The sequence below is a fragment of the Paraburkholderia sp. BR10936 genome (assembly GCF_040965735.1).
Taxonomy (GTDB): domain Bacteria; phylum Pseudomonadota; class Gammaproteobacteria; order Burkholderiales; family Burkholderiaceae; genus Paraburkholderia; species Paraburkholderia nodosa_A.
In genome coordinates this window covers 129,000-154,456 of the sequence record NZ_JBFRCM010000002.1, presented here as the reverse complement: position 1 = coordinate 154,456, position 25,457 = coordinate 129,000, and the positions used below count along the sequence as shown (strand labels likewise).

Sequence of the window (25,457 nt, the reverse complement as noted above, 5' to 3'; positions counted from 1 at the left end):
GATATGAACGAAGACTTCGATTCGACACGGCGGCAACGCTTTCTTGGCGAGGACTACTTCAAGTGGCGTTTGGACCTCCTTGATGACGGCATCGCGTACTGGTCCGAAAATACTGCGCCAACCGGCAGCAATGAGAACGAGCGGAAGGCGCTGACGCAGCGCTACCTCGTTTCCGATGTCTATCGACGCTTCCTACTCCTGTATACAGGTGGAGCGGACCTCAAGCTGCTGCGTGGTGAACTTGAGCCGGTTCTCGAAGCCTTTGAACGGTACGCGAAAGCTCAACGGCTGAATCGACAGGATGCCGGCGAACCGCCATTGGTCTTTGAAGAAATTGGCGAATATGAAACGGCGATGCAGCTCATCGGCTTTTGCTACCTGCTGCATCGACGTGACCTGCTGCCGCGCATCGTCGAGATGTTTGACCCCTCCTATCGGGGGAAGGACACGTTGTATGAGGACCTGCTGGCTTACGAACTCGATGGTCGAATCAACGTAGATAGCTGGTATCACGACGTGCCGTATCGGCCCCTCGTGTTCAGTCTCTATCGCGAGACGAAGAAGGAATCTGTCGACGACATGACGGAATACCTCGAAGCCTGGTATCCGGGAATGGCCGCAGCTCCATGGCACGACGGACATCTGGAAGCCCAGAAGAATGGCAAGGGTACCTACGTCGGCTACTGGGCAGTTGAGGCGGCAGCGGTCGCATTTCTGCTGCAGCTGGACGACAGCTCTTTCCGCGACCATCTGCTGTATCCGAAGGACCTCGCTGATTTCGCGCGCAACTTCGATGCAGCGGAAGACGGCGCGCCAATACGCCGGGATAGTGGACCAATGACGGTACGAACGGGGCAGACGTGTCCGGAAACCGGCGTTTGGAAAGCACGAGGCCACAACGTACCTGGTGTGCTGGTAAATCAGGGGGATGCGATGCCGGATGTCTTCGCACCCGACCGGAATGGCGCGTACCGATCACAGCCGGCGCTGTGGGAGTTCGAACGTAAAGCCTGAGGTCTAGGTGAGTTCAGTCAGCAAGGGCACGCTGCGTACGGAAGTAGATTTCTGGGCGCGTCAGCAAATCAACGGAAGATTATCCGCGTGCTGACTGCGTGAAATCGCAGACACCCCGCCCACGCGCGAGCGGGAAGCGATTCAAAAATGACCCGAATCCTGATACAGAGGACTGTCTCGACCCTCGCCGTGGCGGTCCCGGCACTTGCGTCCGCCGTTGGCACGAGCCAGGCCAAACCTGTCACGTACCGATGCACGGCGGACCGGAATATTGTTAGCCATTACCTGCATGTGACCGTCGACGACGAGAAGGTGAGCAAGTTCAGCTACACGGCAGGCACTCCGGCCGAGGAGAGCATCAACTCGTGCTCTGTCGACTCCAATGTAGCGACGGTGTCTGACACTGCACCGGGCGTTCAGTCTTTCTCCACGAGCGCTGGCGAGATTCTGGTGACAAGGAAGGGGAAAAAGTTCGTCTTCGACCTTTCCAAGCTTAAGGTGACCGACCTCTGCGGGCAATCCTCGACCATTGCGAAGCACATCGCTATTACGCCGGGCTCCCATCGCTGCTCAGACGTCGTCAACGTCGAATAGCCAACGGGTCGACAGTGAAACACTCCGTGCAGATCGCGACCAATGAAGTTTGGATGCGTGAGCGTCCACTCAAGAGGAAGCTGGAAGAGCTCTTCGAGACCACCGATTTCCTCTCTGAACGATGAGCGTGCTCCGAAGCCACCTCGCACGAGACGCTACGCACAGTTCTTACGCGTGAAGTGGCTCGGGCCGGACCGTGGCCAGTCTGGTACCCGCAAACGGGTCCTGTCGCCAGTCTACGTCAGCGCGCTTGCCCGATTGTGGTTCTACCGGCGCACGGATTGCAAAATGCTCGAGCGATTGGCCCGCGCTCGTCGCCTGCACGACCCACTGAGGGGTATTGCCCTTGCCGTCCCAGGTGTTGCCAAATGCGTCGTGATACTTTGCCGCTCGCATTCTTTTCTGGTTTTTCTGGTCCGCGGCAATCGACGCGGCGACATCCTCTGGGTCGATTTCGAGCTCAGCCATCTTGCGCCGAAGATAGGGCACTATGCTTTCGCGTTTTCGTCCGTCCATCTAGTTGTGCTCGCCCTGAATGCAATCCTTGAGCAGGTAATCGCAGGTCGCCAGGATAACACAGGCTGATTACGACGCGCTCAGGGAGTCACCCGAGACATGAACGCGCTCGCCGACCTGGACCGGCGGCTGCGTTGAATAGTTGAAGTTCCGGTAGCTACCGTCCTGCATTCTGACCTGCACCTGGTAACTCGTCGCCTTGCGAACAGCATGCTCAATGCCATTGCCTGCAAGGCCACCGCCGACGGCGCCGGCAATCGTTGCCAGAACGCGACCGCGCCCTCCGCCGACCTGATTTCCCAACAGCCCGCCGGCGACTGCACCGCCTACGGCTCCGAGACCCGTTGTCGGCTCGGGTTCCTGGACCGTATTGACTGCGACGACTTCTCCGGCGTACGGGTCAACGGCGACTGGTCTCGGAGCCGGTTGTGCCGACGATTGATATGTGTCGTTGTTTGCATACCGCGGGGGCTGCTCAACTGGCACGCTATGGTGATGATGGACGCGCGGCTGGGCGGGCGCTTCCTCCCTGGTCACGCGCTGCTCCGCGCTCGATTGCGGTGAAGCGACCGGTGTGCTCGCGACTTGTGCAGCGACCGGAATAGCTTGCGTCGGAGGAGCGGTCACAGCTCGGGATGTCGGAAGCACGCCTGTCATCGCCGCGATACCTGTAGCGCTGGCCAGGATGACTGCCACGGCTGCGCCAGCAACCAAAGGATGAATGCGACTACGCTGCGGTGAACCGGAATTCAGATTGGTGCTCATGTCGCGCTCCGTTGAGGTGTGTCAGCAAGAACGCCGCAATCGACACAGCGGTGCACCGGGCCAGTGTGAGATTTGTAAGCAGTTGTAGTGCTCTACGGAGGGGCAAGGGAAAGCGTCTTCGAGGGCGGACCGTTAAAGCGTCAAGGACGTCAGCTCTGTCTCCGAGTCCTGATAATTCTCTGGTTGCGTCGCCCGTCCGTGGTACTAATCGTCCAAAGAGGTGACTTGGCTGGGTACGTGCCTCGCACTGCCCCAAGTGAATTGCGGCCAGAGGGTAGCCCAGTCGCTCGACTCACGCCGAACGACTGGCGCTAACACGGCGATGCAAGTTACCTTTGCGAGGAAACACCAGGTCGCTTTTCCCCGATACGGCGAAAATTTTTCGACCGTGGTCCACTCGAATCCGACCTGAAGCGTTCATTCCGAGCTTCCAGGCTGATGGTTTCGAATTGCGCAGCAAAGTCGCGATGATGCTCATATAGCCAACGGCTCACGCGCTCATTGCTGAGGAGTGTTGCAATATAAGCGGCTGACACCGTGAGATGTAGCTGCTCGATGCCATGGCGTTCATCGGTCTGTGCTACACCAGTTTGAAGCGTTGCGAGTTCACGGTCGAGATGAGCGAGCTGCTCTGACACTTCGTTGCCCAGTTTCCCACGAGTACCAGCATCAATTTCGAGTTGCTCCGGCGGAGTGGCAGCAACAATCGCCCGCGCAAAGGCTGCCGTTAAGTTTCCCTGCCCACATGAGCTCGACAGCCTCCATTTGCCCAGACGGCTTCATCTGCTTCAGCGCCTTGAAAGTTGTCGCCGGGCAGGCTTTGTCGGCATGCAGCACGGCGGCCTCATCCGATATGCCGTAAGCGTCCAGCCGGCATTCTATTGTTGCGAGAAATGCATGGAATGACCGTGTAACCATTGCCGAAATGATCCGTTGCGCATTTTGGGGCATTTTTTCACCGTTTAGGGCTCAAAAACCGGCTTTGCGTGGCCGTAAACGCAGTGCGGGCCCGAGCGATCACATGCTCGCGCCTCACTCATTCACTGCCATCCAGGTGTCCCGATGTTCAGCAAGATCAAGGTCGCATCCGGCCTGTTGTGTGTCCTCGTCGCGTTCTGCGTACTACAGCTCGTGACGGCAGGACTTGGTTACTGGTCGCTTACGCGCACGCACGACGACGTGGCGGACCTCTCGAAAGTGGCGTTGCGGCAGGCTAGCGCCGCCAACGTCATCACCCAGCAGTTGATGGACGCCCGTATCAATCTCTCGCGCGCGGGCACGCGCATGGTCCGCGGCGGCACGGTGCCGACCGATATGGTCAATCACGCGCGCGACCAGCTGGCCGCCGCCGACACCACGTTCGCGGCGCTCATGGCCGTCCCGCCGATCAACGACGACAATCGCGCGCGCGTCGCCGCGCTCGGCGAGCGCTATCAGGTGTACCGCAAGGCGCTCGGCGAGCTGATCGATGACCTCAACGGCAACAATCTGCAGGCCTTCCTCGATCAGCCGACGCAGTCGTACCAGGACGCCTATCTCGCGGAGCTGCACGCTTTCACGCAGTTCAACGCCGCGGCGAGCCGCGCTTCGCTCGATTCGATCGACTCGCGCCTCGCGCTCTTCCAGATCGTCGGCATCGTCATCCTGGTCCTGCTGATCGCACTCGCGACCGGCGTGCACCTCGCGCTGCGCCGCGGCGTAGTGGAGCCGCTCGAGGAAGCGGGCCGCCATTTCGAGCGCATCGCGCGCGGGCGCCTCGACGAGCGCATCGCCGCGCGCGGCGAGAACGAGATCGGCCGGCTGTTCCAGGGCCTTGCGCTGATGCAGTCGAGCCTGGCGCGCACGGTCCACACCGTGCGCGAAACGGCGGGCTCGATCAACGTGGGCGCCGACGAGATCGCCACCGGCAACGCCGATCTTTCGGCGCGCACCGAATCGCAGGCGGCGTCGCTGGAGCAGACGGCGGCGAGCATGGAGGAACTGACGGGCACGGTGCGCAACACGGCCGACAACGCGCGCGAGGCGAACGCGCTGGCCGAGGCGGCGCTCGACGCGACCGCACGCGGCGGCGCCGTGGTGGGCGAGGTGGTCGAGCGCATGCGCGGCATCGCGCAAAGCTCGGACAAGATCGCGGAAATCATCGGCGTGATCGACGGCATCGCGTTCCAGACCAACATTCTCGCGCTCAACGCGGCCGTGGAAGCGGCGCGGGCAGGCGAGCAGGGCCGGGGTTTCGCGGTCGTGGCGGGCGAGGTGCGCGGGCTCGCGCAGCGCAGCGCGCAGTCGGCCAAGGAGATCAAGACGCTGATCAGCGAGTCGGTTTCGCAGATCCGCGGCGGCTCGGAGCTGGTGGAGCGCGCGGGCGAGTCGATGCGCGAGGTGTCGAACTCGATTTCGCGCGCCACGCAGATGATGGCGGGTATCAGCGCCTCGTCGCTCGAGCAGAGCACGGGCATTGATCAGGTGAATCAGGCCGTCTCGCAGATGGACCAGATGACCCAGCAGAATGCGGCGCTCGTCGAGGAGGCCGCGGCTGCCGCGGCTTCGCTGCATCAGCAGACGCGCCAGCTTTCCGAGGCCGTGGCGGCGTTCGAGATTTCGCCGGCGGTGCTGGCGGCCTAAGCGACTCGAGCGGTCTGGGCGCCTTGGCGGCGGGCTTGCGCCCGTCTGCCTCGGCGCTTCGCGTGGTTGTGCCTCAAACGCCCATGCCCTGATAGGCCGTCAAGAGGTGATACGGCGTCGTGGACGGCATGTCCGCGCGCGCCACGTCACCGTTTGCGCTGCGGCATTCCACCCAGCCCTGCGGCGTGAGAAAGCGCGGCGCGAAGCGCCCGATCTGCGGCGCGAGCGCGGCGCGCACCGCGGCGTCGCCGTGCGTGGCGAGCGCGCGCAAGTATTCCGTTTGCGCCCAGATACGCTGCGTCGCATCGATCACCCGGCCCTGCTCGTCGAGCGCGGCCGCCACGGCGCCCGTTTCCGGGTCGACGCCGTGCTTCTGTGCAAAGACGAAGGCGCGCGCGAGCGCTTCGTCCAGTCCCGACGCGCCCAACCGGGCGCCCGCACGCGAAGCCAGCCAGAACCATTCGAACTGATGACCGGGCTCGAGGCGGTTGTCCGCCGCGCCGACCGGCAATTCGGCGATGCAGCCCGTCGGCGCGTGCAGGAAGCCGCGCGCGAGGGCCTCGACGAGCCGCGTGATCGCCGTGTCGAACGCGCTGTCGCCGGTCGCCTCGCTCGCCGCGAGCCAGGCCTCGGTGAGGTGCATGAGCGGATTCTGCAGCGGGCCGCCGGTAACGCTCGCGAAGGACCCGTCGAGCGCCGCGTTGAGCAGGCCGTCGCGGGCCGCGAAGCGGTCGACGATCAGCGAGGACGTTTCGCGCGCGACGTCGAGCGCCTCGGTCGCGCCGAAGCGCTGGCCGTAGGCCGCAGTGGCGAACACCACGAAGGCGTGCGTGTAGAGGTCCTTGGTGGTGTCGAGCGGCGCGCCGGCTGCGTCGACGCTATAGAACCATCCGCCGTGCTGCGGGTCCCGATATGTGTGGCGCAGCGTTTCGAAGAGCGTTTGCGCGTGCGCGGCGTCGCCGGCCTGGGAGAAAACGAAGAGCTGGCGGGCACACGCCATCGCGCGGTAGCGCGTGACGGGCAGCGGGGTCGCGCCGGCCGCATCGAGCGCCTCGTAGGGCAGGCGCAGTTCGGCATTGAAGCCGGGGCCGCGCCACATCGGCAGGACGACGCGGTCGAAATGCTCGCGCAGGCTGGCTGCGCTCGTAGGTGTGTTCATGGCGAAAAGTTGCGGCGAAGCGCGTCGCATCGAAAGAGCAATGCCGGCGATTGTACGCATTCGCAAACTACGCGGGACATTCCAGGCGGCGCAGCACGCTCGCCCACGACTGCGCACCTGGCTGACCTGCGCGGGGTGTCGGTCGATGCCGGCTGGGTAAGTCGGGGAAGAGCCCTTGGCCGTGCGTTCCGGCATGCGACAATGCGCGTTCGAACCAGAACACGAGGACGTCGCCAAGCGGCCGTGACCGGCCGGCGCGCGACGCGAACCGCATCGCTGACACATGGCTGATTACGCAGATACCGCATCCTTGAGCTCTTCGCATCCCGAACGCAACGCGCCGTGGCAGCCCCACGCGACGTCCGCGCCGTCCGACGTGACTGAATCCCCGCTTGCTGTCGAATCCGATGCTCCGCACGCGCTTGCCGTCGACGGGCCCGCGGCCGTTGCCGAAGCGGATGCCGCCGTGCGTCAGGGCACGCTGAGCGGCTTCGAAAGCCCGGAGTCGGCTCAAGCGGTGGCAATGCCCGTCGACGAAGCCAGCGCGACGAGCCCTGTTGCGGCTGCAACGACTGCGCGCCGCGCGCCGCGGGCGAAACGAGTTGCTGCTCCTGCCGTGGCCGAAGCGGTGGAGCCGGGCATTGGAGTGGTGCAGGAACCGGGTCCCGCAGCCTTTGTCGCCGAGCCGTCGTTTGCCGCCGGCCCCGCCGAGGGCGTGGAGCCCATCGGGTTCGCGTCCGAAGCGGCTCACGCGGCCCCCGAGCCGGACGCGCTGACGCAGCGCCTCGACGCGCTCCAGGGCGCGCTCGCCGAGCAGCGCCGTATGGCGGTCGCCTCGTCGCGGCAACAAAAGTGGATGCTCGCCGCCGCGTCGATGGCGGTGCTCGCATCGGTCGGGTTCGGGATCGCGCAGTCGGTGCGGCTCGACAGCCTCGCAAACGAATCCCGCGCCGACGAGGCGCGCCTCGAGCAATTCATCCTGAAGCAGCAGTCCACGCTCGACGACCTGTCGCAGCGCGTGGCCGCGCAAACCGCCGCCGCCGCGGCTGCTGCGGCCGCTACCGCCGCCGCGGAAACCCCGGCGCCGCCGCCCGCACGTATGTCTTCCAAGGCGGTGGCCGCCAAGGCCTCGCCCGCGCCCGCGCACCGCGCAGCGGCCCATTCCACGCGTGCGGCTCACGCGAAAAGCGCCCAGAAAGCCACGCGCTGACCGGCTTCGCCCCGCGATCCTGCCCCTGTACCCGAAATTTCGATGCGTTGTATTGCTGCAACGCATCGATTGCGCTCGACCCCGTGCGACGGCGCGTCGCAGTTTTTTTGCTGCGCTGCACTAGCGCTGCTCTAGGGAAAACCCTATAATTCGTTCTGTCTTAGGGAAAACCCTGAACCGCAGCCTAACTGGGAGTCGCCATGAGCTTCATCTTTGCCCTGTTCCAAAAGGTAAGCGACCTCTTCGCGTCGCCGTATCTGCCGATGGATTCGGAATACTCGTACGAAGCGCGCCACCGCGAAGCCGAGCGCGTTCGCCGTTCGCACTACATGCCGTTCGGCATGCCGCGTGACTGATCGAAGCTGAAACGCTTCGGGCGGCGCGCGCCGTCCAACGCGTTTCTCCGGTCAGACCGCGAGGTCTTCAGCAAGGCCGGCTCTCGCAAGAGAGCCGGCCTTGCTGCGTTTTGGGGCGGCTGCAAGCCACTGGCTTGTCGGCAGTCGCGCGCGGCTCGTGTCATAGTGATGCCGCCTCGAAATCGCTAAGCCTCATCATGTCCAATACCTACTTCTACGACCCCGCCCAGGGCCATGGCCTGCCGCACGATCCATTCAAGGCGATCGTCGCGCCGCGCGTGATCGGCTGGATTTCCAGCCGCGCAAAAAGCGGCGCGCTCAATCTCGCGCCCTACAGCTTCTTCGGCGCGTTCGCCACGTTTCCGCCGATCATTGGGTTCTGCAGCGAAGGCCGCAAGGACAGCATCGGCAACATCGAAGAGACCGGTGAGTTCGTCTGGAATCTCACGTCGAAGGCGCTGGCGCCGCAGATGAACCGCACCTCCGCGCCGGTCGCCGCCGACGTCGACGAATTCGCGCTCGCGGGCCTCACGGCCGCGCCGGGCCGCAGCGTGGCGGTGCCGCATGTGGCCGAGTCGCCTGCCGCGCTCGAATGCAAGCTGCTGAAGGTCGTGCGGCTCAACACGCTGGACGGCGCGCCCATGGACAACTGGCTCGCGCTGGGGCAGGTGGTGGGTGTGCACATTCGCGAGGAATTCCTGAAGGACGGCCTGTTCGATACGCAAGCGGCCCAGCCCGTGATGCGCGCGGGCTATCGCGCCGACTACGCGCAGATCGGCGAGATGTTCCAGATGGTGCGGCCGAGCGCGTAAGCCGCTGCGGGCGTGCGCTTCGGGATGAACGGGTCGCGGCGTTGCCGCGTGCTGCCCGCCCGCCGATAATGGCCCGACAGCGCGAAGCGCGCAGGGAGGCAATCCATGCAATCTCCGACGGGATCGGTGGTGGCGCTCAGTTCTGCCGCCTCGACGATGTTTTCGATCGGCCTGATCGCGCTGGGCTACTGGGGACTGCACGAGCCGTCTGCCTGGCGCATCGGCGACCGGGTGGTCGTCGGCATCGCGCTCGCGGGCTTCGCGTGCCTCGGCAGCGTGCCCTGGCTCGCCACCTCGCCCGCGAAGCCCAACGACGAGTCGCGCTTTCTGATGGCGCGCCGCGCCTTTCTCTGCGGCGCGGCTGCCGTGTGGGTGTCGATCGCGCTGTCGCTCGTGTTGTGACGAGAAGCGCGATCAGAAGCGGGCGCGCAACCCCACCGTGCCCACCACTTGATTGGCCGTCGTCGACGCGCCGCCCGCCGTGTTGATGAACGCCACATAGTTGTGTCCCGAGGCGTGCTGGTACATGGCCTCGCCGTAGAGGTCGGTGCGCTTCGAGAGGCGGTACACGACCTGCGCGTCCACCTGATTCCACTTCGGATCGGCGCCGTAGGTCGTCGTGTTGCTCACGTGGCCGTCCGTGAAGGTGTAGGCGAGACCGAGACTCCACGCCGGGTTCAACTGATACTTCCCGTTCACTTCGTAGTTGTTGAAGCTCATGTCGCCGCCCTGCGAGCCGAACGAGCTGGTGCCCGCATACTCGCTGCGCGTGAAGACGAAGCCCGCCGTCGCCGGCCCGAAGGTGTAGTTGATACCGCCGCCGAACGAACGCAGGCGGTCGGCGCCGAGCGCGAAGCCGCCCTTGCCGTTGGCCGTCGATTCCGCGAGATCCACCGCGCCCGGGCTGCTTGCCGTCGCGCCCTGGGTGCCGTTCAGCTGCAGATAACCGGCCGCGATGGCGAGCGGCCCGTTGATGTAGCTGGCGCCGAAGCTGTAGGCGCGGTTCACGGCGAAGTCGGTCTGGTTCGAGAACGCGTACAACGCGCCGAATTTCAGGCCGCTATACGTGTTGCTCGTGAACTTGACGGCGTTGCTCATGCGCAGCGAGTGGTTCAGGTTGTCGTTGTCGAACGGATGCGCGAAGCCCGTGTCGCCGAAGGTGCCCGCCGTGGCCGAGAGCGGCGCGACGAAGTCGACCAGCGAGTCGTACTGGCGGCCGAGCGTGAGCGAGCCGAACTGGTCGCTCGCGAGGCCCACGTAGGCCTGGCGGCCGAACATGCGGCCGTCCTGGCCGAGCTTGCCGTTCTGCACGTTGAAGCCGTTTTCGAGCACGAAGACCGCATGCAGGCCGCCGCCCAGGTCCTCGCTGCCGCGCACGCCGAAGCGGCTGCCGTTCACGTTGCCGCTCGTTGCTTGCCAGAGCGCGCCGCCCGACTTGCCGCTCGCGACGTTGTTCGTGTACATGATGCCGGCGTCGATCAGGCCGTAGAGCGTGACCGAGCTTTGCGCGTGGACGGCGGGCGCGGCGAGCGTGCCGAGGGCGCCGATCACGGCGGCAGCGGTGGTGAGCGAGAGGGTGTTCTTCATTCGAGGTTCCTGTAGCGTTGTTGTTTCGCGGCGTATGCAAAAGCGGGTTTGCAACAGCGACAGGAGTGTAGGCAGTGACAGGCGCCGGAAAAACCGGCTGTGACTGGAGAGGATTCTTCCTCGATCTGGAAGGATGATTTCATCTCTCTGTCATAAATCGACTCGGCATCGACTTGGGCGATGCTGGGCTTGCGCCCGGCCCGAAGCAGGAGCGGCCTTGCGAGTTTGGTACGATTCACGCTTTGCCAGCCGACCCTACCTGCCGCGTGAAGCGTTACGTGCCGTTGATCCGCGATCGAATCGCGATGTCGTTGTCCCGCCTGAGGCCTGCCGCCGCGCGGCTGGGCGGGTTTGTCCGTCCCGCATTCGCGCGTGCGCTCCACCATCTGCGACATCCCACGCGGCGCGGTGTGCTCATGACGATTGGCGCGTTGCCGGCGCTCGTCGTGCTCTACGTGCTCGTGCTGATTCCGTTCACGCCGGGCATTGGCGACATCCGCAAGGCGCGGGTGGACGAACCGGCCCAGATTCTGTCCGCCGACGGCAAGGTGCTCGCCGAGTTCAAGCCCTCGAATCGCGAATGGGTGCCGCTCGCGCAGATCTCGCCGCACATGGTCGATGCGCTGATTTCCACCGAGGATCACCGCTTCTACGAGCACCACGGCATCGACTTCAAGCGCACGGCGGGCGCGGCGCTGCACACGTTCTCGGGCGAGCGCCAGGGCGGCTCGACCATTACGCAGCAGCTCGCGCGCAATCTCTATCCCGATGAAATCGGCCGCGCGCCCACGCTCACGCGCAAGATCAAGGAAGCGATCACGGCGTTCAAGATCGAGGCGGTGTACAGCAAGCAGCAGATTCTCGAGACGTATCTGAACACGGTGCCGTTCCTCTACAACGCCTATGGCATCGAGATGGCGGCGCGCACCTACTTCGGCGTGTCGGCGGATCAGCTCGACATCCTGCAAGCCGCGACGCTCACCGGCATGCTCAAGGGCAACGCCTACTACAACCCGGTGATCAACCCCGAGCGCGCGCTCGCGCGGCGCAACACCGTGCTCGGCCAGATGGTGAAGTACGGCAAGCTCAGCGAGGCGCAGTACGCCACGCTTTCGAAGAAGCCGCTGCGCCTCGACTTCGAGCGTCAGACCGAGCCGCCCGGCCCCGCGCCGCACTTTGCGCTGCAACTGCGCAAGTGGCTGATTTCGTGGGCCGACCGCAACGACTACAACATCTATTCGGATGGCCTCGTGGTGCGCACCACGATCGATTCGCGCCTCCAGCAAATGGCCACCGCCGCGCTGCGCCAGCACACGAACCAGCTCCAGGGTATCGCCAACGGCGCATGGAGCGGACGCAACGGCTGCATGGCCGGCAACGACCTGTTCGCGACCTTCATGCGCGAAACGCAGGATTACAAGAGCGCACGCGACGCCGGTGCGAACGACGCCGACGCGCTCAAGCGGCTCGCTGGCGACCGCACCTTCATGCGCAACCTCTGCAAGAGCAAGACCGCGGTGGAGGCGGGCTTCCTCGCCATCGACCCGCGCAGCGGGCAGATCAAGGCGTGGGTGGGCAGCCGCGACTTTACCGACGAACCGTTCGACCACGTGCAGCAGGCACGCCGTCAGCCGGGCTCGACGTTCAAGCCGTTCGTGTACGGCGCGGCCTACGCGGCGGGCGCAAAGCCGAGCGACACGTTCATCGACCAGCCGGTGGAAATCCCGCTGGCGGGAGGCGAAATCTGGAAGCCGACCGACGACGTGCCGCCGAGCAATCGTCCGATGACGCTGCGCGACGCGATCGCGTTCTCGCGCAACCGCATCACCGCGCAGCTCATGCAGACGGTGGGCCCGGACAAGGTCGCGCGGCTCGCGCGCGCGATGGGCGTGCGCGACAGCCAGCTCGCCCCGGTGCCGTCGCTCGCGCTCGGCACGAGCCCGGTCACGTTGAAGGAGATGGTCTCCGCGTACAGCACCATCGCCAACGACGGCGAGTACCTCGAACCGCGCATGGTCACGAGTATCGAGGACCACAAGGGCAACGTGCTCGCGCAGTTCGAGAGCGCTTCGCCCGAGCGGGCGCTTTCGGCAGAGGCGGACCGCACGCTGCTCGACACGATGCGCGACGTCGTGAACCGCGGCACGGGCTCGGCCATCCGCACGCGCTTCGGCATACGCGGCGACGTGGCAGGCAAGACCGGCACGACCCAGGGCAACACGGACGGCTGGTTCATCCTGATGGACCCGCAACTCGTGGCGGGCGCGTGGGTGGGCTTCGACGACGGCCGCGTGACGCTCGACGACTACTGGGGGCAGGGCGCACGCAGCGCACTGCCGATCGTCGGCGACTTCTTTCAGCGTGCGCTGCGCTCGCGCCTCGTCGATCCGCGTGCGCGCTTCGACACCGAGGTGAGGCCGGGCGCGTTCGAAACCTTCCGCGAGAACCTGCGGGCGTGGATGGACAAACTGTTCGGCAAGCACGAAGCGCTGCCTCCCGCCCCGCCGGTGCGGCATGCGCCGCCGCCGCGCGTCACTGCGCCGGCACCGGCATCCGTGCCGGCTGCGGCTTCCGAGGCGGGGGCATCGGTGCCAGCGGAGGCATCGGCGCCGTCTGCAGCGTCGGCGGCGGCTGCGGAATCGGCCGCGCGCGCGATCATGGGCCTGCCACCGATCATCGGGCCGTCCAGCGCGCCGGCGGCGCAAGCCCCGCAGCCCTCGTATCCGGCGCAGGCGCCGGCGCTTGCACCGACTCCGACGCCCGACGAGGCGGACCCTGACACGCCGGGCGCGAGCGCGAGCTACACGCCGCCCGTGGCCCAGCCGCAGCAGGGGCAATGAGCGGGGCGTCGCGCGGCCGGCTCAGCGAGTCGCGCGCGCTTCTCCCGCGCCGCTAGCGCCAGGGCGCGCCGCGTGCCGCGCGCGCAGGTGAGCGAGCAGCGCCCGGCGCACGGGCGCGTCGTAGTAGCGACTGGCGACCCACGCAAGCAGCACGATGCCCGGTACGAGCACGGCGGCGATGACCCGAGACGGATGGCTCAGTGTGTGAATGCGCGACACGAGGTCCTGAACGATGAATCCGAGCGGCACATGAAGAACATAGATGCCGTAGGAAACGAGGCCGGAAAAGGCGACAAGCGGGAGCAGGCGCGCCGGCGGCTCCACGCGGGACGCCACCCATACGATTCCAGGAAGGACCACCAGCGAGAGAAACAGATCGATCGCGTTTTGATGCGCTGCTGGCCAGGGGATGCAGAGCAGTGCGATCGCCAGCACGATGACCGCGAGCGCCGCAGGATGTCTGCGCTCGCGCACGGGGCGGCCGAATCGATAGAGCAGCAAGCCAGCGGGAAAGGCGTAGCCAAGGCGGGCGAAGCCCGAATCGAAGGTGTCCCAGGCCACTCCGCCGCTGATGGAGGACGTGCAGGCGAGGTACACGAGACAGAGGCCGGATACGCACATGATGGCGACGAGCGTGCGCGTCGTCAGATCGCGAAAGAACACACCGTAGGCAAGGCTCGCCACCAACTCGAAGAACAGCGACCAGGCCGGAAAGTCGAGCGGGTAAATAAAATTCCAGACCGTCGGCCCGGGATAGAACGTAGGCAAGCCGACGTGTGACGGCAGCATCAGCACGCTTGCCGGCAGCGCCGAAGCGATCTCGCTCCAGTTCGATACGGGCAGACGCAGCCCCATGGCAACGAGACCGAGCACGAGGCCAGCGCCGTAAAGCGGGTACAGGCGAACCAGTCGCAGTTGAGTGTATTGACGGCAACTCAAGGCGCCCGACGCGAGTTTACAGTCGTAAGCACTCCCAATGACGAAGCCGCTCATGATGAAAAAGAGATCGACCGCCAGATAGCCGTGCTCGATGGCACGCACGTGGCACAGCATTGGAAAGTGTACGAAGACGACAAGCAGCGCAGCAGCGCCGCGCAGGCCGTCTAGCGTGGCGTATCTCGATCCCGGCTGGGTACCCTGCATGACTCGTTCCCCTTGCGATTTTCTTATCGCTTGTGCTCGCAAGGGTATCGGCCCTGGGGATGGGGGGTGTGTTCGGTAACGAGCATATCCAGTGGAAACCGGGCTCAACGATTTCCGCCGACGCAGCGCGCATTGGGGTCAGGAATCTATTCGAGCGCGGTCGAACGCATTGAGCCGCGTTACAGACCGCGCCGAAGCATACGCGTGCGTTACTCGCGCACCTTGAACACGGAGACGAGTTCGGCGAGCGCCGCTGCATGATCGTTGAGCGCGGCGGCGGCGCGCTCGGCGTCGCCCACCAGCGCGGCGCTCTGCTGCGTCGCCGCGCCGATCTGCGAAACCGCGATATTGACCTGCTCGATACCGCCCGATTGTTCGCGAGAGGCCACGCTGATCTCGCCGATGATCGAGCGCACTTCATCCACGCGCGCGACAATGCCGCGCATGGTCGTGCTCGCTTCGCCGGCGATCCGGTAGCCCGTTTCGACCGTCGACGACGATTCGGTGATCAGCGCCGAAATTTCCTTCGCGGCCGCCGCGCTGCGCTGCGCGAGCGCGCGCACTTCGCTCGCGACCACCGCGAAGCCCTTGCCGTGCTCGCCCGCACGCGCGGCTTCCACGGCCGCGTTGAGCGCGAGGATGTTGGTCTGGAACGCGATGCCGTCGATCACACCCGTGATCTCGGCGATCTTCTGCGATGCGCGGCTGATGTCGTTCATCGTTTCCACGACGCGGCTCACGGCGCGCCCGCCGTCGAGCGCGGCTTCGGCTGCGCTCGTCACCACGGTGTTGGCACGCGTCGCGTGATCGGCATTCTGCTGCACGGTGGACGTGAGCTCTTCCATGCTCGCCGCCGTCTCCTCCAGGCTGCTCGCCTGGCTCGCGATGCGCGAAGCGATCTCGCCGCTGCCTTGCGCGATGCGCGAGGTGTCCTCGCTCATCTGCGCGGTGGCGCTGCGCACTTGCGCGACGATCTGCGCGAGGCCCACGCCGATGCCGTCGATGGCGCGCGTGAGGCGGCCGATCTCGTCCGCACCCGCCGTGCCTTGCGCGTGCGCTGCATCGCCTTGTCCGATGCCGTTGCGGCTGTCGTTGCCGATGCGCACCGTGAGGTCGCCCGCGGCGAGCTGGCCGGCGGCGTGCGCGGCGGCGTCGAGCGGCCGGCTCACGAGGCGGCGCGCCGCGTAGATCGACAGCGCGGCGAACAGCGCGACCAGCACGAGGCCGATGGCCGCGAAGCGGTCGCGCGTGGCGTTCACGTCGGCCATGATTTCGTCGCGCACGGCGACGCCGCCCACGAGCCATTGCCACTGCGGCACGCTCACGAACGAGACGAACTTGGCGCGCGCGTCGCCTTCTCCTCGCGTCGAGTCGGCGGAGGTGTAGTCGAGCGTGCCTTCGCGCGTTTCGAGCATGCGCGACCAGGGCGCGTCGGCGTCGTCGTAGTGTTTGCCGACGGCGCTCGGGTGGACGAGGAAGGTGCCGCGCGTCGGGCCGTTCGAAGCGTCCATCACGAAGTAGTAGCCGCTCTCGCCGATCTTGAGCTTGGCGATCTCGCTCTTGAGCGCATCGATCTGCGCGCCCACATCCACGCCGACGAACAGCGCGCCGATCACGTGGCCGCTGGCGTCGAGAATCGGCTTGTACTGCGTGATGTACTGCTTGCCGAACAATTGGGCGAGGCCGGTAAAGGTGCGGTTGGCCATCACCGGGCCATACGCCGGGCCCTTGCGGTCGAGCAGCGTGCCGATCGCGCGCGAGCCGTCCTGCTTCTTGAGCGACGTGGTCACGCGCACGAAGTCGTCGCCGCTGCGCGCGAAAACGGTGGCGATTTCGCCGCTGCGCGCGAGAAACTGGTCGGGGATCGTGAAGTCCAGATTCAGCACGTGATCGCCGGACTTGAAGACCGGCGTGGCCTTGCCGGCAATGTCGACCGTTTGCATGGGGTCGAGCGTGAAGGCGCCGGGCAGGAAGCTCTCGAAGAGCTGCATGGCACGGTCGACTTCGGTTTCGAGCGCGCCGTTGATGAGCGAGATCGACGAGGCGACCGCCTGATCCTTTTCGGCAATGCGCGAGCGCACCTGGTGGCCGACCTGCGTCGCCGCCGAATGCGTGATCGCCCACGTGAAGGCGGCAAATATGGCTGCGACGAGCACGCACGATAGCAAGGCGAGGCGCACGCCGACACTCGCGCGGCTTGATAAGCGTGAAAGCATGGATTCGGTTCCGGAAAGAGCTTGTAAAGAAGGAACCTGCGCCTTCGAGGCGCTGGCATGACGCATTACGGCGCGCGCGCGCGATCCTTTAGGGCTAGAACCGAAAAACCTTACAATCGCGTAAAGATTACCGATGGATTACGCCATTTTCGGTGTGCAGATTGTGGGATATTTCGGAACCCAAAATAACGCCACCACAAAGAAAGGGTGCATGAAGCGCCCTTTCGTTATGTTTCTCACGATACGTCGCTCGCGCTGTGCAATCCTCTGCGCGGCCGTCAGCGGCGGGCTCGCCACGTTCTGAGCAAGAGCGCGTTGGTCACGACGCTCACGCTGGAAAACGCCATGGCCGCGCCCGCGAGCATGGGGTTGAGCAGGCCGAAGGCGGCGAGCGGAATCCCGATCAGGTTGTAGAAGAATGCCCAGAACAGGTTCTGCTGGATCTTGCGCCACGTGCGCCGCGAAATATCGATTGCGGCGGCAACGAGCGTGGGGTCGCCGCGCATCAGCGTGATGCCTGCCGCGTGCATGGCGACGTCGGTGCCCGTGGCCATGGCGATGCCGATGTCGGCGGCGGCGAGCGCCGGCGCGTCGTTGATGCCGTCGCCGGCCATCGCGACGATACCGCCGCTCCTGATCTTGAGGTCGCGGATCGTGCGCGCCTTGTCGTCGGGCAGCACTTGCGCATGGACTTCGCGGATACCGAGCTGCGCGGCCACGGCCGCCGCGCTGCCCGCGTTGTCGCCGGTCACGAGCACGCTGCGGATGCCCATCGCCTCGAGGCTCGCAATGGCTTCGCGCGCCGTGGGCTTCACGGTGTCGCCGAAAGCGAGCAGGGCGAGCACCCCGCCGTGCGGCTCGAAGAGCCACGACACCGTATTGCCCGCCTCTTCGAGCGAACGCGCGCGGTCCGCGAGCGCGGGCGGTACGGCGAGCGCCAGTTCGTCGAGCCAGCGGCCGCTGCCGATGGCGAGGCGCCGGCCGTTCACTTCGGCCTCCACGCCGCGCCCCGGCACCGCGCGCGCATGGGCGGCGACAGCCAAAGCGGCTGACGCCTGGGCTTCGGCCTGGGCGTCATACGCCTGCACCACGGCCTTCGCGAGCGGGTGATCGCTGTGCCGCTGCACGGCGGCGGCGAGCGCGAGCGCCTCGCCATGCTCGAGGCCTTCGGCCGCATCGAACGCGGTGAGCGAGGGCTGGCCGAGCGTGAGCGTGCCGGTCTTGTCGAAGGCGACCACGCTCACGTTGTGGGCGGTCTCCAATGCTTCGGCGTCCTTGATGAGCACGCCGTGGCGCGCGGCCACGCCGGTCCCGGCCATGATCGCGGCGGGCGTGGCGAGGCCGAGCGCGCACGGGCAGGCGATCACGAGCACGGCTACAGCGTTGAGGATCGCCGTTTCGGCGCTCGCGCCCGCGAACAGCCAGCCGCCCAACGTGATGGCCGCGATCACGAGAATCGCCGGGACGAACACGGCGCTCACGCGGTCGACGAGACGCTGGATCGGCGCCTTTTCGGCCTGCGCGCTTTCCACGAGGCGAATGATGCGTGCAAGCGTGGTTTCCGCGCCGATGGCCGTGGTGCGCACGGCCATCGCGCCTTCGCCGTTGATCGAGCCGGCTGTGACGGGATCGTCGGGCGCTTTCGGCACGGGCAGGCTTTCGCCCGTGATGAGCGATTCGTCGATGTGGCTGCGGCCTTCGAGCACGACCCCGTCCACGGGCACACGCTCGCCGGGGCGCACGACCACCACGGTGCCCACGCGAACCTGGGCGAGCGGCACTTCGCGCTCCTCTGCGTTGGCGCCATTTGCGCCATCGACGCGGATGCGCGCGCGATCGGGCCGCAGCGCGTTGAGCGCGCGGATTGCGTCGGTGGTCTGGCGCTTCGCGCGCGCTTCGAGCCACTTGCCGAAGCGCACCAGCGTGATGACCACCGCCGAGGCCTCGAAATACAGATGGGCCATGTCGCCGGGGTGAGCGAGCATCGCATAGACGCTCACGCCATACGCGGCCGAGGTGCCGAGCGCGACCAGCAGATCCATGTTGCCCGCGCCGGCGCGCACGGCCTTCCACGCGGCGCGGTAGAAGCGCGCGCCGAACACGAACTGGACGACGCTCGCCAGCGCCAGCTGTGCCGCGGCGGGCAGCATCCAGTCGAGGCCGAGCCAGTGGCCGAACATCGGCAGCACGAGCGGGGCCGTGAGCACGGCCGAAATCAGCACGGCGCGCCATTCGCGGCGCGCTTCGTCGCTGGCGGCGGCGCCTTTCTGCGGGGCGGCGGCGCCTTCGTCGGCGGCGAGTGGCGTGGCTTCATAGCCGGCCTTCTTGACGGCGGCGACGAGCAGGTCCTGCAATTCGCCCGTGAGCGGCGAGCGGGTGTTGACGGTGGCCTGCTCGGTGGCGAGGTTCACGCTTACGCCAGCCACGCCGGGCACGCGCGCGAGTGCCTTCTCGACGCGGTTCGCGCACGACGCGCAAGTCATCCCGCCGATGGCGAGCGTCGTGGCTTCCGTGGCGACGGGCACGGCTTCATAGCCGGCCTTTTCGACGGCGGCGACGAGCGCGGCGGGCGCGACGCCGCCGCTGGCCTCGACGGTGGCCTTTTCCGTGGCGAGGTTGACCGAGGCGCGCGTGACGCCCGGGACCTTGGCAAGCGCTTTCTCGACGCGCATGGCGCACGAGGCGCACGTCATGCCGTGGACTTCGAGTTCGGCCACGGCGGTATCGGTGCGTTCTGCTACGAGGGGTTCATTCATGATGGGGTGCGAGCACTGGCTGTCATCGATGTTACGCAGTATCTACGTTCCCATCATGGGAAGGTCAAGGGGCGCGACACTACGCCCCTTTCGTTTCAGAGGGAAGTCCTGAGCGCAAGCTCTCTGCCTGTAAGGCAATATTCCACGCCACAGTCTTTTCAGGCCCATGCGCGAGCGATACGATACCAACCGGCGGCATTGGCGCCTTGCCGCGTGCATTTCACTACGGCCCTGGGGGGGCCGCGCGGAGTGGCCAGCCGGTCGACGTCACTTCATGGACCGCCCGCACCGAATACAACCAACAAATGACAACAATACATCGAGCATTCTCTACGTACCGTAGCTGCTCCGCGCTCGCCTGCCTTGCCCTGATTGCCGGATGCGCCTCGGCGCCGGGCGACGTTGCGCCGAAGAGCAACGGCTGGATGAAGGACGAAGTCTCCGACTCCTATGTGTTTGGCTATCCGCTCGTGCTGATGGACGTGGCGCGCGAATCCGCCACCGGCAGCGGGCCCGGCCAGGCCGCGCCGAACACGCTGCGCCACGCGCAGTCGCTGCCGCCCGTCGGGGCCTCGAGCCCGCTCGAACCCAACCTCGACACGCTGACTTCCAGCGGCTGGCTCGACGTATCGAGCGAGCCGGTGCTCGTCACGCTGCCCGACACGCACGGCCGCTACATGGACGCACGCGCGCTCGACATGTGGACGAACGTCGTCTGGTCGACCGCCGCCGCGCAGTCGGGTGAACGTGTCAGCGGACTGAAAGCGCAAACGATTGCATTTGTTCCGGCCGGCTGGAAGGGCACGCTGCCCGCGCGCGTGAAGCGCGTCGACGTGTCGACGCGCTACGTGTGGTTCCTCGCGCGCATCCAGACACGCGGCGGCGCCGACCTCGCGGCCGTGCGGCGGCTGCAGCACGGGCTGCAGGTCACAGCGCTGTCCGGGTGGGACGAGCGCGGCGCGCGCGGCAAGGCCGGCGCTCGCGGCGGCCGCGGCAACGAGCCGACCGGCGCCACGCAGAGCGGCGATCCGGTGGCGCCGGGCACACCGTCCGCCCAGGTCGCGGCGCTCGACGCGCACGGTTTCTTCGACCGGCTCGCCCTGGCGCTGGAAGACAACCCGCCCACGGCAGACGACGCGCACGCGCTCAAGATTCTCGGCGACATTGGCGTACACCCGGGCGACCCGGCGCAGCTGCCCTCGGGCGCGAAGGACGCCGCGGTCATCAAGGCGGGTCTCGCCGATGGCCGCACGCGCGCCGCGACGCCGCCGTCCAACCTGCTGGCGGGCAACGGCTGGCTCTGGGTGGGCGACGACGCAGGCAACTACGGCCCCGACTACTCGCTGCGCGCCTACGCGGCGTACACGTCGCCGGGTCTGCCGACGACCCGCGACGAAGTGCGCGCCCGCGTGAGCCAGGACAGCGACGGGCATGCGCTCAACGGCGCGAACCGCTACACGATTCACTTCACGGCGAAGCAGCTGCCGCCGGTGCGCGGCTTCTGGTCGATCACGGCCTATACCACCGACGGCGCGCTCGACGCCGACGCGCCCGTGCGCGTAGCGTTCGGCGACCGCAGCGGCGCACGGCGCAACCGCGACGGCTCGCTCGACGTGCAGGTGAGCGCCGAGCGGCCGCGCGGCGGCGCGAACTGGGTGCCGGCGCCGCATGGCGACTTCCGGCTCGTGATGCGCCTCTACGCCGCGAAGCCGCAAGCGACCGACGGCAGCTGGCAGCCGCCCGCCGTCGAGCGGCAGTAATCGCTGAACCGGCCTGAACGAAGCGTTGGCGGGGCGCTGTCCCGCCAACGTTTTTTTTGCGCCGTATAAGCCCGCTCGAGCGCGCCACGCCCGGCTTTTCCGCCCGCGTTTTCATGCATCGCGCAATACGCGCGGCGCACGTTACGCAATCGCCGGGCCATCGCCTTTGCGCTGTTACTTCTTGTTGCGCAATACCTGCGCCGCGGGCGGCGTTTTCCCGTCGTCCGATCTTCTATCGGACCTATACTTCCGGCTGTCGGCATCCCCGGATTTCCGACATCAGACCCACATCCCGCGGCGGGCCTGTTGCCGCCTCATCCGCAAGCAAGCATGGCAAGCCTCAACAAAGCGTCGCTCAACTCTTCCTTGCAGTCGGTGCGCGCGGTCGCGCGTGCGCCCCGCACCCGGCACATCCTCACGGGTGTCGTCATCTTTCTGATTGTGTTCGGTCTGGTCGGCTTCTTTGCCGCGCCGCCGATCATTCGCCATGTTGCCGAGCAGCAGTTGAGCAAGCAGCTCGACCGGCCCGTCACGATCGGCCGCATCGCGCTCAATCCGTACACGCTGCGTCTCGAAGCGGACCGTGTGCATATCGGCGAGCGCGGCGGCAACGGCGACTTCTTCGATGTCTCGCGCGCCGTCGTGCAGGCGTCGTGGTCGTCGATCTTTCGCGCGGCACCCATCGTCGACGAACTGCGGCTCGACTCGCCGCGCGCCACGATCGTGCGGCTCGACGCGCAGCACTTCAACTTCTCGGACCTCATCGAGAAGTTCTCGACGCCCTCGAAGCCCGGCAGCAAGCCGACGCAGTTTTCGGTTTCAAACATCCGCATCGAGAACGGCCAGATCACCTTCGACGATCGCCTGCTCAACGAAAAGCACGTGATCGACCGCTGGTCGCTCGGCATTCCGTTCATCGCCACGCTGCCTTCCAAGACCGATATCTTCGTTCAGCCGATGCTGCGCGCGCGCATCGACGGGGCGAGCACGCTCGCCATCGACGGCAGAACCAAGCCCTTTTCCGCGACGCGCGAGTCGGAAGTGGAGCTGCGCCTGACCGACCTCGATGTGCCGAAGCTCCTCACCTACGCGCCGACGAAGCTGCCTGTCACAGTGAAGAGCGGCAAGCTCTCGACCAACCTCAAGCTCGATTTCGTGATGTCGGGCGAGAAGCCCACGCTGCGTGTGGCGGGCACGACCGATCTGAACGACTTCGACTCGACCGACAACGCCAATGCGCCGTTCTTCGGCGCGCGCAGTCTGCACGTGGCGGCGGCCTCGCTCGAACCGTTCAGCAACGTCTATCGTTTCGACGACATCCATCTCGACGCGCCCACCGTGTGGGTCGCACGTGACAAGCAAGGCGTGCTGAGCATCGAGAAGCTGATGGGCGCGCCGGCCGCGCAAAACGCGCCGGCCGCGAACAAGGCCGCGAGCGCCGCGCCGGCCTCGGGCGCCCAGAGCGCGCAGGCGGCGCCCGAGGAAGCGAAGCCCGCGCCGCTCGATGTCTCGATCCGCCAGTTCGCGCTCACGAACGGCACCGTGCACATTGCCGACGATCTGCCCGCGCGGCCGGTGAACGTCGAACTCACGCAGCTTTCCACCACGCTTACGAACTTCTCGACGACTGCCAAAGCCGGCGCGCCGTTCACGTTTGCGACGAATGCGACCGACGGCGGCACGATCAAGGCGTCGGGCACGGTGAGCCTCGCGGGCAAGAACGCCGAAGCCAACATCGCGCTCGAGCGCGTGGGTCTGCCGCAAGCGCAGCCGTATATCGACAACCTCAGCAGCGCGCAGATTCTGGACGGCAGGCTCAATCTCACGTCCACGCTCAAGGCCGACTGGGCGCAGCAGCCTGCCGTCGTGCAGGTCGGCCAGAGCACGCTCGGCCTCGAATCGCTCAAGCTCGCTGCGCGCGGCGCGAAGGCGCCTGCCATCGCGCTCGACCGCGGCACGGTGCAGGTAAGCGGTATCGACCTCAATGCGCGCAAGGCGCAGATTGCATCGGTCGACGTGACCGGCCTCGTGGTGAACGCCGAGCGCCAGAAGGACGGCAAGGTCGACCTGGCGCAACTCGCCTCCACGCAGCAGGCGGTGCCCGAGCGCACGGCAATTCGCGCCGCGCAGAAGTCGGTGCAGGAAGGGCCGGCCTGGCGCTACACGATCGACGCTTTCACGCTGAACAACGGCACGATCAACTTTACGGACAATTCGACGCCGCGGCCGGTAAAGCTCGCCATTACGCCGTTCGACCTGAAGATCCAGCAGATCAGCGACGACCTGAGGCACCCGCTGCCGATCGACCTGAAGGCGACCGTCAACCGTAAGGGCACACTCGCGCTGAGCGGCAAGATCAACCCGACGCCGCTCACGGCGCAGCTGAAAATCGACGCGAACCGGCTCGACGCCGCCGCGTTCGAGCCTTATTTCGGCAATCAGCTCAACGCGGTGATCGCGAGCGCGCTGCTCAACATGAACGGGCAACTTTCTGTGGAGCAGGGCAAGGCGCTCAAGGCGAACTATCGCGGCGATGCGGCGCTCGTGGACGTGCGCATGCTCGACAAGGCCACATCCGGCCCGTTCGCGGGCTGGCGCTCGCTCGCGCTCACGAACCTGAAGGCGAACTACGACGACGCGCGCGGCACCGACGTGGACGCGAGCCGCGTGACGTTCGCAGGCTTCTATGGCCGCGTGCTGCTCGACGCGCAAGGCAAGCTCAATCTCAAGGACGTAGTCGCGCATCAAACGGGCGCCGCGCAGTCGCTCACGCAGGACAAGAGCGGCAAGCCTGGCGAGCGCGAGCCGGTGCCGCTCACGCCGCAGGCGGCGAGCGCGCCCGTGCAGACGGCTTCCGCACCGGTGCCGGCTTCCGCGCCGGCAACGGTCGTGGCCGCGCAGCCGCCGAAGAACCCCGTGCGCCTGCACTTCGGTGAGCTCGTGCTGCAGGACGGCCGCGTGAACTATACCGACAACTTCATCAAGCCGAACTACTCCGCCGATCTCGTGCAGATCCACGGCACGGTGGGCGCGTTCGGCACGCAGTCGACCACGCCTGCGCCCGTGGATGTCTCCGCGAAGCTCGCGGCGAACGGTCCGCTCTCGATCAAGGGCACGGTGAATCCGCTCATCGACAAGCCGTCGCTCGACCTCACGGCCAGCGCGCACGATATCGAGCTCACGAACCTCACGCCGTATTCGGCGAAGTACGCGGGCTACCCGATCACGAAGGGCAAGCTCAACGTCGATCTGCACTACCAGCTCGCGAACGACGAGCTCACGGCGAACAACCATATCTTCATCGACCAGCTCACGTTCGGCGATCACATCGACAACGACACGGCCACCAAGCTGCCGGTGCGGCTCGCGATTTCGCTGCTCAAGAACCGCAGGGGCGAAATCGATGTGAACATCCCGGTGTCAGGCTCGCTCTCCAACCCTGAGTTCAGCCTGGGCGGCCTGATCTGGAAGGCGGTGCTCAACCTCATCGCGAAGGCGGTGACCGCGCCGTTCACGCTGCTCGCCAATGCGTTCGGGGGTGGCGGCGAAGACCTGGGCTATGTCGAGTTCGCGGCCGGCACGGCAACGCTCACCGATGCCGACCAGAAGAAGCTCGACACGATCGTGAAGGCGCTCGACGACAAGCCTTCGATCAAGATCGATCTGATCGGCCGCGTCGATCCGGCCGTGGACACGCCCGCACTGCGCGAGCAATACGTGGATCGCCTCGTGCGGCTCCAGAAGGTGAAGGACACGGTGGGCAACGGCGAGAGCGTCGATACCTCGCAGGTCAAGGTGGACGACAAGGAGTACGAGAAGTACCTCGCCAAGGCCTATAAGGATGCGGACTTCAAGAAGCCGCACAACATGATCGGCCTCACGAAGACGCTGCCCGTGGACGACATGAAGCAGGCGCTGGCCGACCACGCACCCGTTGACGACGCCACCTTGCGCAATCTCGCTCAGGATCGTGCGCAGGCGGTGCAGCAGTACTTCGAAGGCAAGGTCGATCCGAGCCGCGTGTTCATCGTGGCGCCGAAGCTGGACGCCAAGGGCATCGACGACAAGGGCGCGACGACGCGAGTGGATTTCGGGCTGAAATAAGCC

At 66.2% G+C, this 25,457-nt stretch carries 19 protein-coding genes; 10 read left to right on the top strand and 9 right to left on the bottom strand.

Features of this window, described 5'->3' with window-relative positions:
• The first annotated feature begins 3 nt into the window (after positions 1–3).
• Positions 4–1,014 carry a PoNe immunity protein domain-containing protein gene (locus AB4Y36_RS04110; RefSeq protein ID WP_368682372.1) on the top strand — a complete coding sequence of 337 codons (1,011 nt, stop codon included), beginning with the start codon at positions 4–6 and terminating at the stop codon, positions 1,012–1,014.
• A 147-nt stretch (positions 1,015–1,161) separates the two neighbouring features.
• Positions 1,162–1,608, top strand: a complete 447-nt coding sequence (locus tag AB4Y36_RS04105; protein ID WP_069261424.1) for a hypothetical protein — start codon at positions 1,162–1,164, stop codon at positions 1,606–1,608.
• Between the two features lie 168 nt (positions 1,609–1,776).
• Here the strand turns inward: AB4Y36_RS04105 and AB4Y36_RS04100 are convergent, their stop codons facing one another.
• The 3 genes from AB4Y36_RS04100 to AB4Y36_RS04090 form a co-directional block, all read right to left on the bottom strand.
• On the bottom strand, positions 1,777–2,124 hold the full coding sequence (locus AB4Y36_RS04100; protein WP_368682371.1) for an H-NS family nucleoid-associated regulatory protein: 348 nt from the start codon (positions 2,122–2,124) through the stop codon (positions 1,777–1,779).
• 69 nt (positions 2,125–2,193) lie between these two features.
• Complete coding sequence (locus tag AB4Y36_RS04095; protein ID WP_368682370.1) at positions 2,194–2,889, bottom strand: glycine zipper 2TM domain-containing protein; 696 nt, start codon at positions 2,887–2,889, stop codon at positions 2,194–2,196.
• A 329-nt stretch (positions 2,890–3,218) separates the two neighbouring features.
• Positions 3,219–3,563 (bottom strand): plasmid partitioning protein RepB C-terminal domain-containing protein, encoded by a 345-nt coding sequence (locus tag AB4Y36_RS04090; RefSeq protein WP_368682586.1) that lies wholly within the window; start codon positions 3,561–3,563, stop codon positions 3,219–3,221.
• Between the two features lie 388 nt (positions 3,564–3,951).
• On the opposite strand from AB4Y36_RS04090, the gene AB4Y36_RS04085 reads away from it, so the two are divergent.
• On the top strand, positions 3,952–5,511 hold the full coding sequence (locus tag AB4Y36_RS04085) for a methyl-accepting chemotaxis protein (protein WP_368682369.1): 1,560 nt from the start codon (positions 3,952–3,954) through the stop codon (positions 5,509–5,511).
• Positions 5,512–5,584: 73 nt separating this feature from the next.
• Here the strand turns inward: AB4Y36_RS04085 and AB4Y36_RS04080 are convergent, their stop codons facing one another.
• Positions 5,585–6,670: an AGE family epimerase/isomerase gene (locus AB4Y36_RS04080; RefSeq protein WP_368682368.1), complete on the bottom strand. Its 1,086-nt coding sequence runs from the start codon at positions 6,668–6,670 to the stop codon at positions 5,585–5,587.
• A gap of 376 nt (positions 6,671–7,046) precedes the next feature.
• On the opposite strand from AB4Y36_RS04080, the gene AB4Y36_RS04075 reads away from it, so the two are divergent.
• The 3 genes from AB4Y36_RS04075 (at position 7,047) to AB4Y36_RS04065 (ending at position 9,048) form a co-directional block, all read left to right on the top strand.
• Positions 7,047–7,880, top strand: a complete 834-nt coding sequence (locus tag AB4Y36_RS04075; protein ID WP_368682367.1) for a hypothetical protein — start codon at positions 7,047–7,049, stop codon at positions 7,878–7,880.
• A gap of 200 nt (positions 7,881–8,080) precedes the next feature.
• Positions 8,081–8,236, top strand: coding sequence for a hypothetical protein (locus AB4Y36_RS04070; protein WP_165822904.1), 156 nt, complete (start codon positions 8,081–8,083; stop codon positions 8,234–8,236).
• Positions 8,237–8,433: 197 nt separating this feature from the next.
• Positions 8,434–9,048 carry a flavin reductase family protein gene (locus AB4Y36_RS04065; protein WP_368682366.1) on the top strand — a complete coding sequence of 205 codons (615 nt, stop codon included), beginning with the start codon at positions 8,434–8,436 and terminating at the stop codon, positions 9,046–9,048.
• On the opposite strand, the gene AB4Y36_RS04060 is transcribed toward AB4Y36_RS04065, so the two are convergent.
• Positions 9,000–9,155, bottom strand: a complete 156-nt coding sequence (locus AB4Y36_RS04060; RefSeq protein ID WP_368682365.1) for a hypothetical protein — start codon at positions 9,153–9,155, stop codon at positions 9,000–9,002. The two genes, AB4Y36_RS04065 and AB4Y36_RS04060, sit on opposite strands and share 49 nt — an antisense overlap.
• Here AB4Y36_RS04060 and AB4Y36_RS04055 point away from each other — a divergent pair.
• The gene (locus tag AB4Y36_RS04055) at positions 9,154–9,450 is read left to right on the top strand and encodes a hypothetical protein (protein ID WP_028202877.1); all 297 of its coding nucleotides are present in this window, start codon (positions 9,154–9,156) and stop codon (positions 9,448–9,450) included. The genes AB4Y36_RS04060 and AB4Y36_RS04055 overlap by 2 nt on opposite strands.
• Positions 9,451–9,462: 12 nt before the next feature.
• Here the strand turns inward: AB4Y36_RS04055 and AB4Y36_RS04050 are convergent, their stop codons facing one another.
• Complete coding sequence (locus tag AB4Y36_RS04050) at positions 9,463–10,635, bottom strand: porin (RefSeq protein WP_368616487.1); 1,173 nt, start codon at positions 10,633–10,635, stop codon at positions 9,463–9,465.
• A gap of 305 nt (positions 10,636–10,940) precedes the next feature.
• On the opposite strand from AB4Y36_RS04050, the gene AB4Y36_RS04045 reads away from it, so the two are divergent.
• Complete coding sequence (locus AB4Y36_RS04045) at positions 10,941–13,475, top strand: transglycosylase domain-containing protein (RefSeq protein WP_368682585.1); 2,535 nt, start codon at positions 10,941–10,943, stop codon at positions 13,473–13,475.
• 21 nt (positions 13,476–13,496) lie between these two features.
• On the opposite strand, the gene AB4Y36_RS04040 is transcribed toward AB4Y36_RS04045, so the two are convergent.
• From AB4Y36_RS04040 to AB4Y36_RS04030, 3 genes are all read right to left on the bottom strand, one after another.
• Positions 13,497–14,618, bottom strand: coding sequence for an acyltransferase family protein (locus AB4Y36_RS04040; protein WP_368682364.1), 1,122 nt, complete (start codon positions 14,616–14,618; stop codon positions 13,497–13,499).
• A gap of 209 nt (positions 14,619–14,827) precedes the next feature.
• Positions 14,828–16,834 carry a Cache 3/Cache 2 fusion domain-containing protein gene (locus AB4Y36_RS04035; RefSeq protein WP_368682363.1) on the bottom strand — a complete coding sequence of 669 codons (2,007 nt, stop codon included), beginning with the start codon at positions 16,832–16,834 and terminating at the stop codon, positions 14,828–14,830.
• Between the two features lie 278 nt (positions 16,835–17,112).
• Positions 17,113–19,590 (bottom strand): heavy metal translocating P-type ATPase, encoded by a 2,478-nt coding sequence (locus AB4Y36_RS04030; RefSeq protein ID WP_368682362.1) that lies wholly within the window; start codon positions 19,588–19,590, stop codon positions 17,113–17,115.
• A gap of 305 nt (positions 19,591–19,895) precedes the next feature.
• Here AB4Y36_RS04030 and AB4Y36_RS04025 point away from each other — a divergent pair, with 305 nt between their 5' ends.
• Both AB4Y36_RS04025 and AB4Y36_RS04020 read left to right on the top strand, forming a co-directional pair.
• Entirely contained in the window at positions 19,896–21,350 is a 1,455-nt protein-coding gene (locus AB4Y36_RS04025) for a DUF1254 domain-containing protein (protein WP_368682361.1), read from the top strand.
• Between the two features lie 330 nt (positions 21,351–21,680).
• Positions 21,681–25,454, top strand: a complete 3,774-nt coding sequence (locus tag AB4Y36_RS04020; protein WP_368682360.1) for a DUF748 domain-containing protein — start codon at positions 21,681–21,683, stop codon at positions 25,452–25,454.
• The last annotated feature ends 3 nt before the right edge of the window (positions 25,455–25,457 follow it).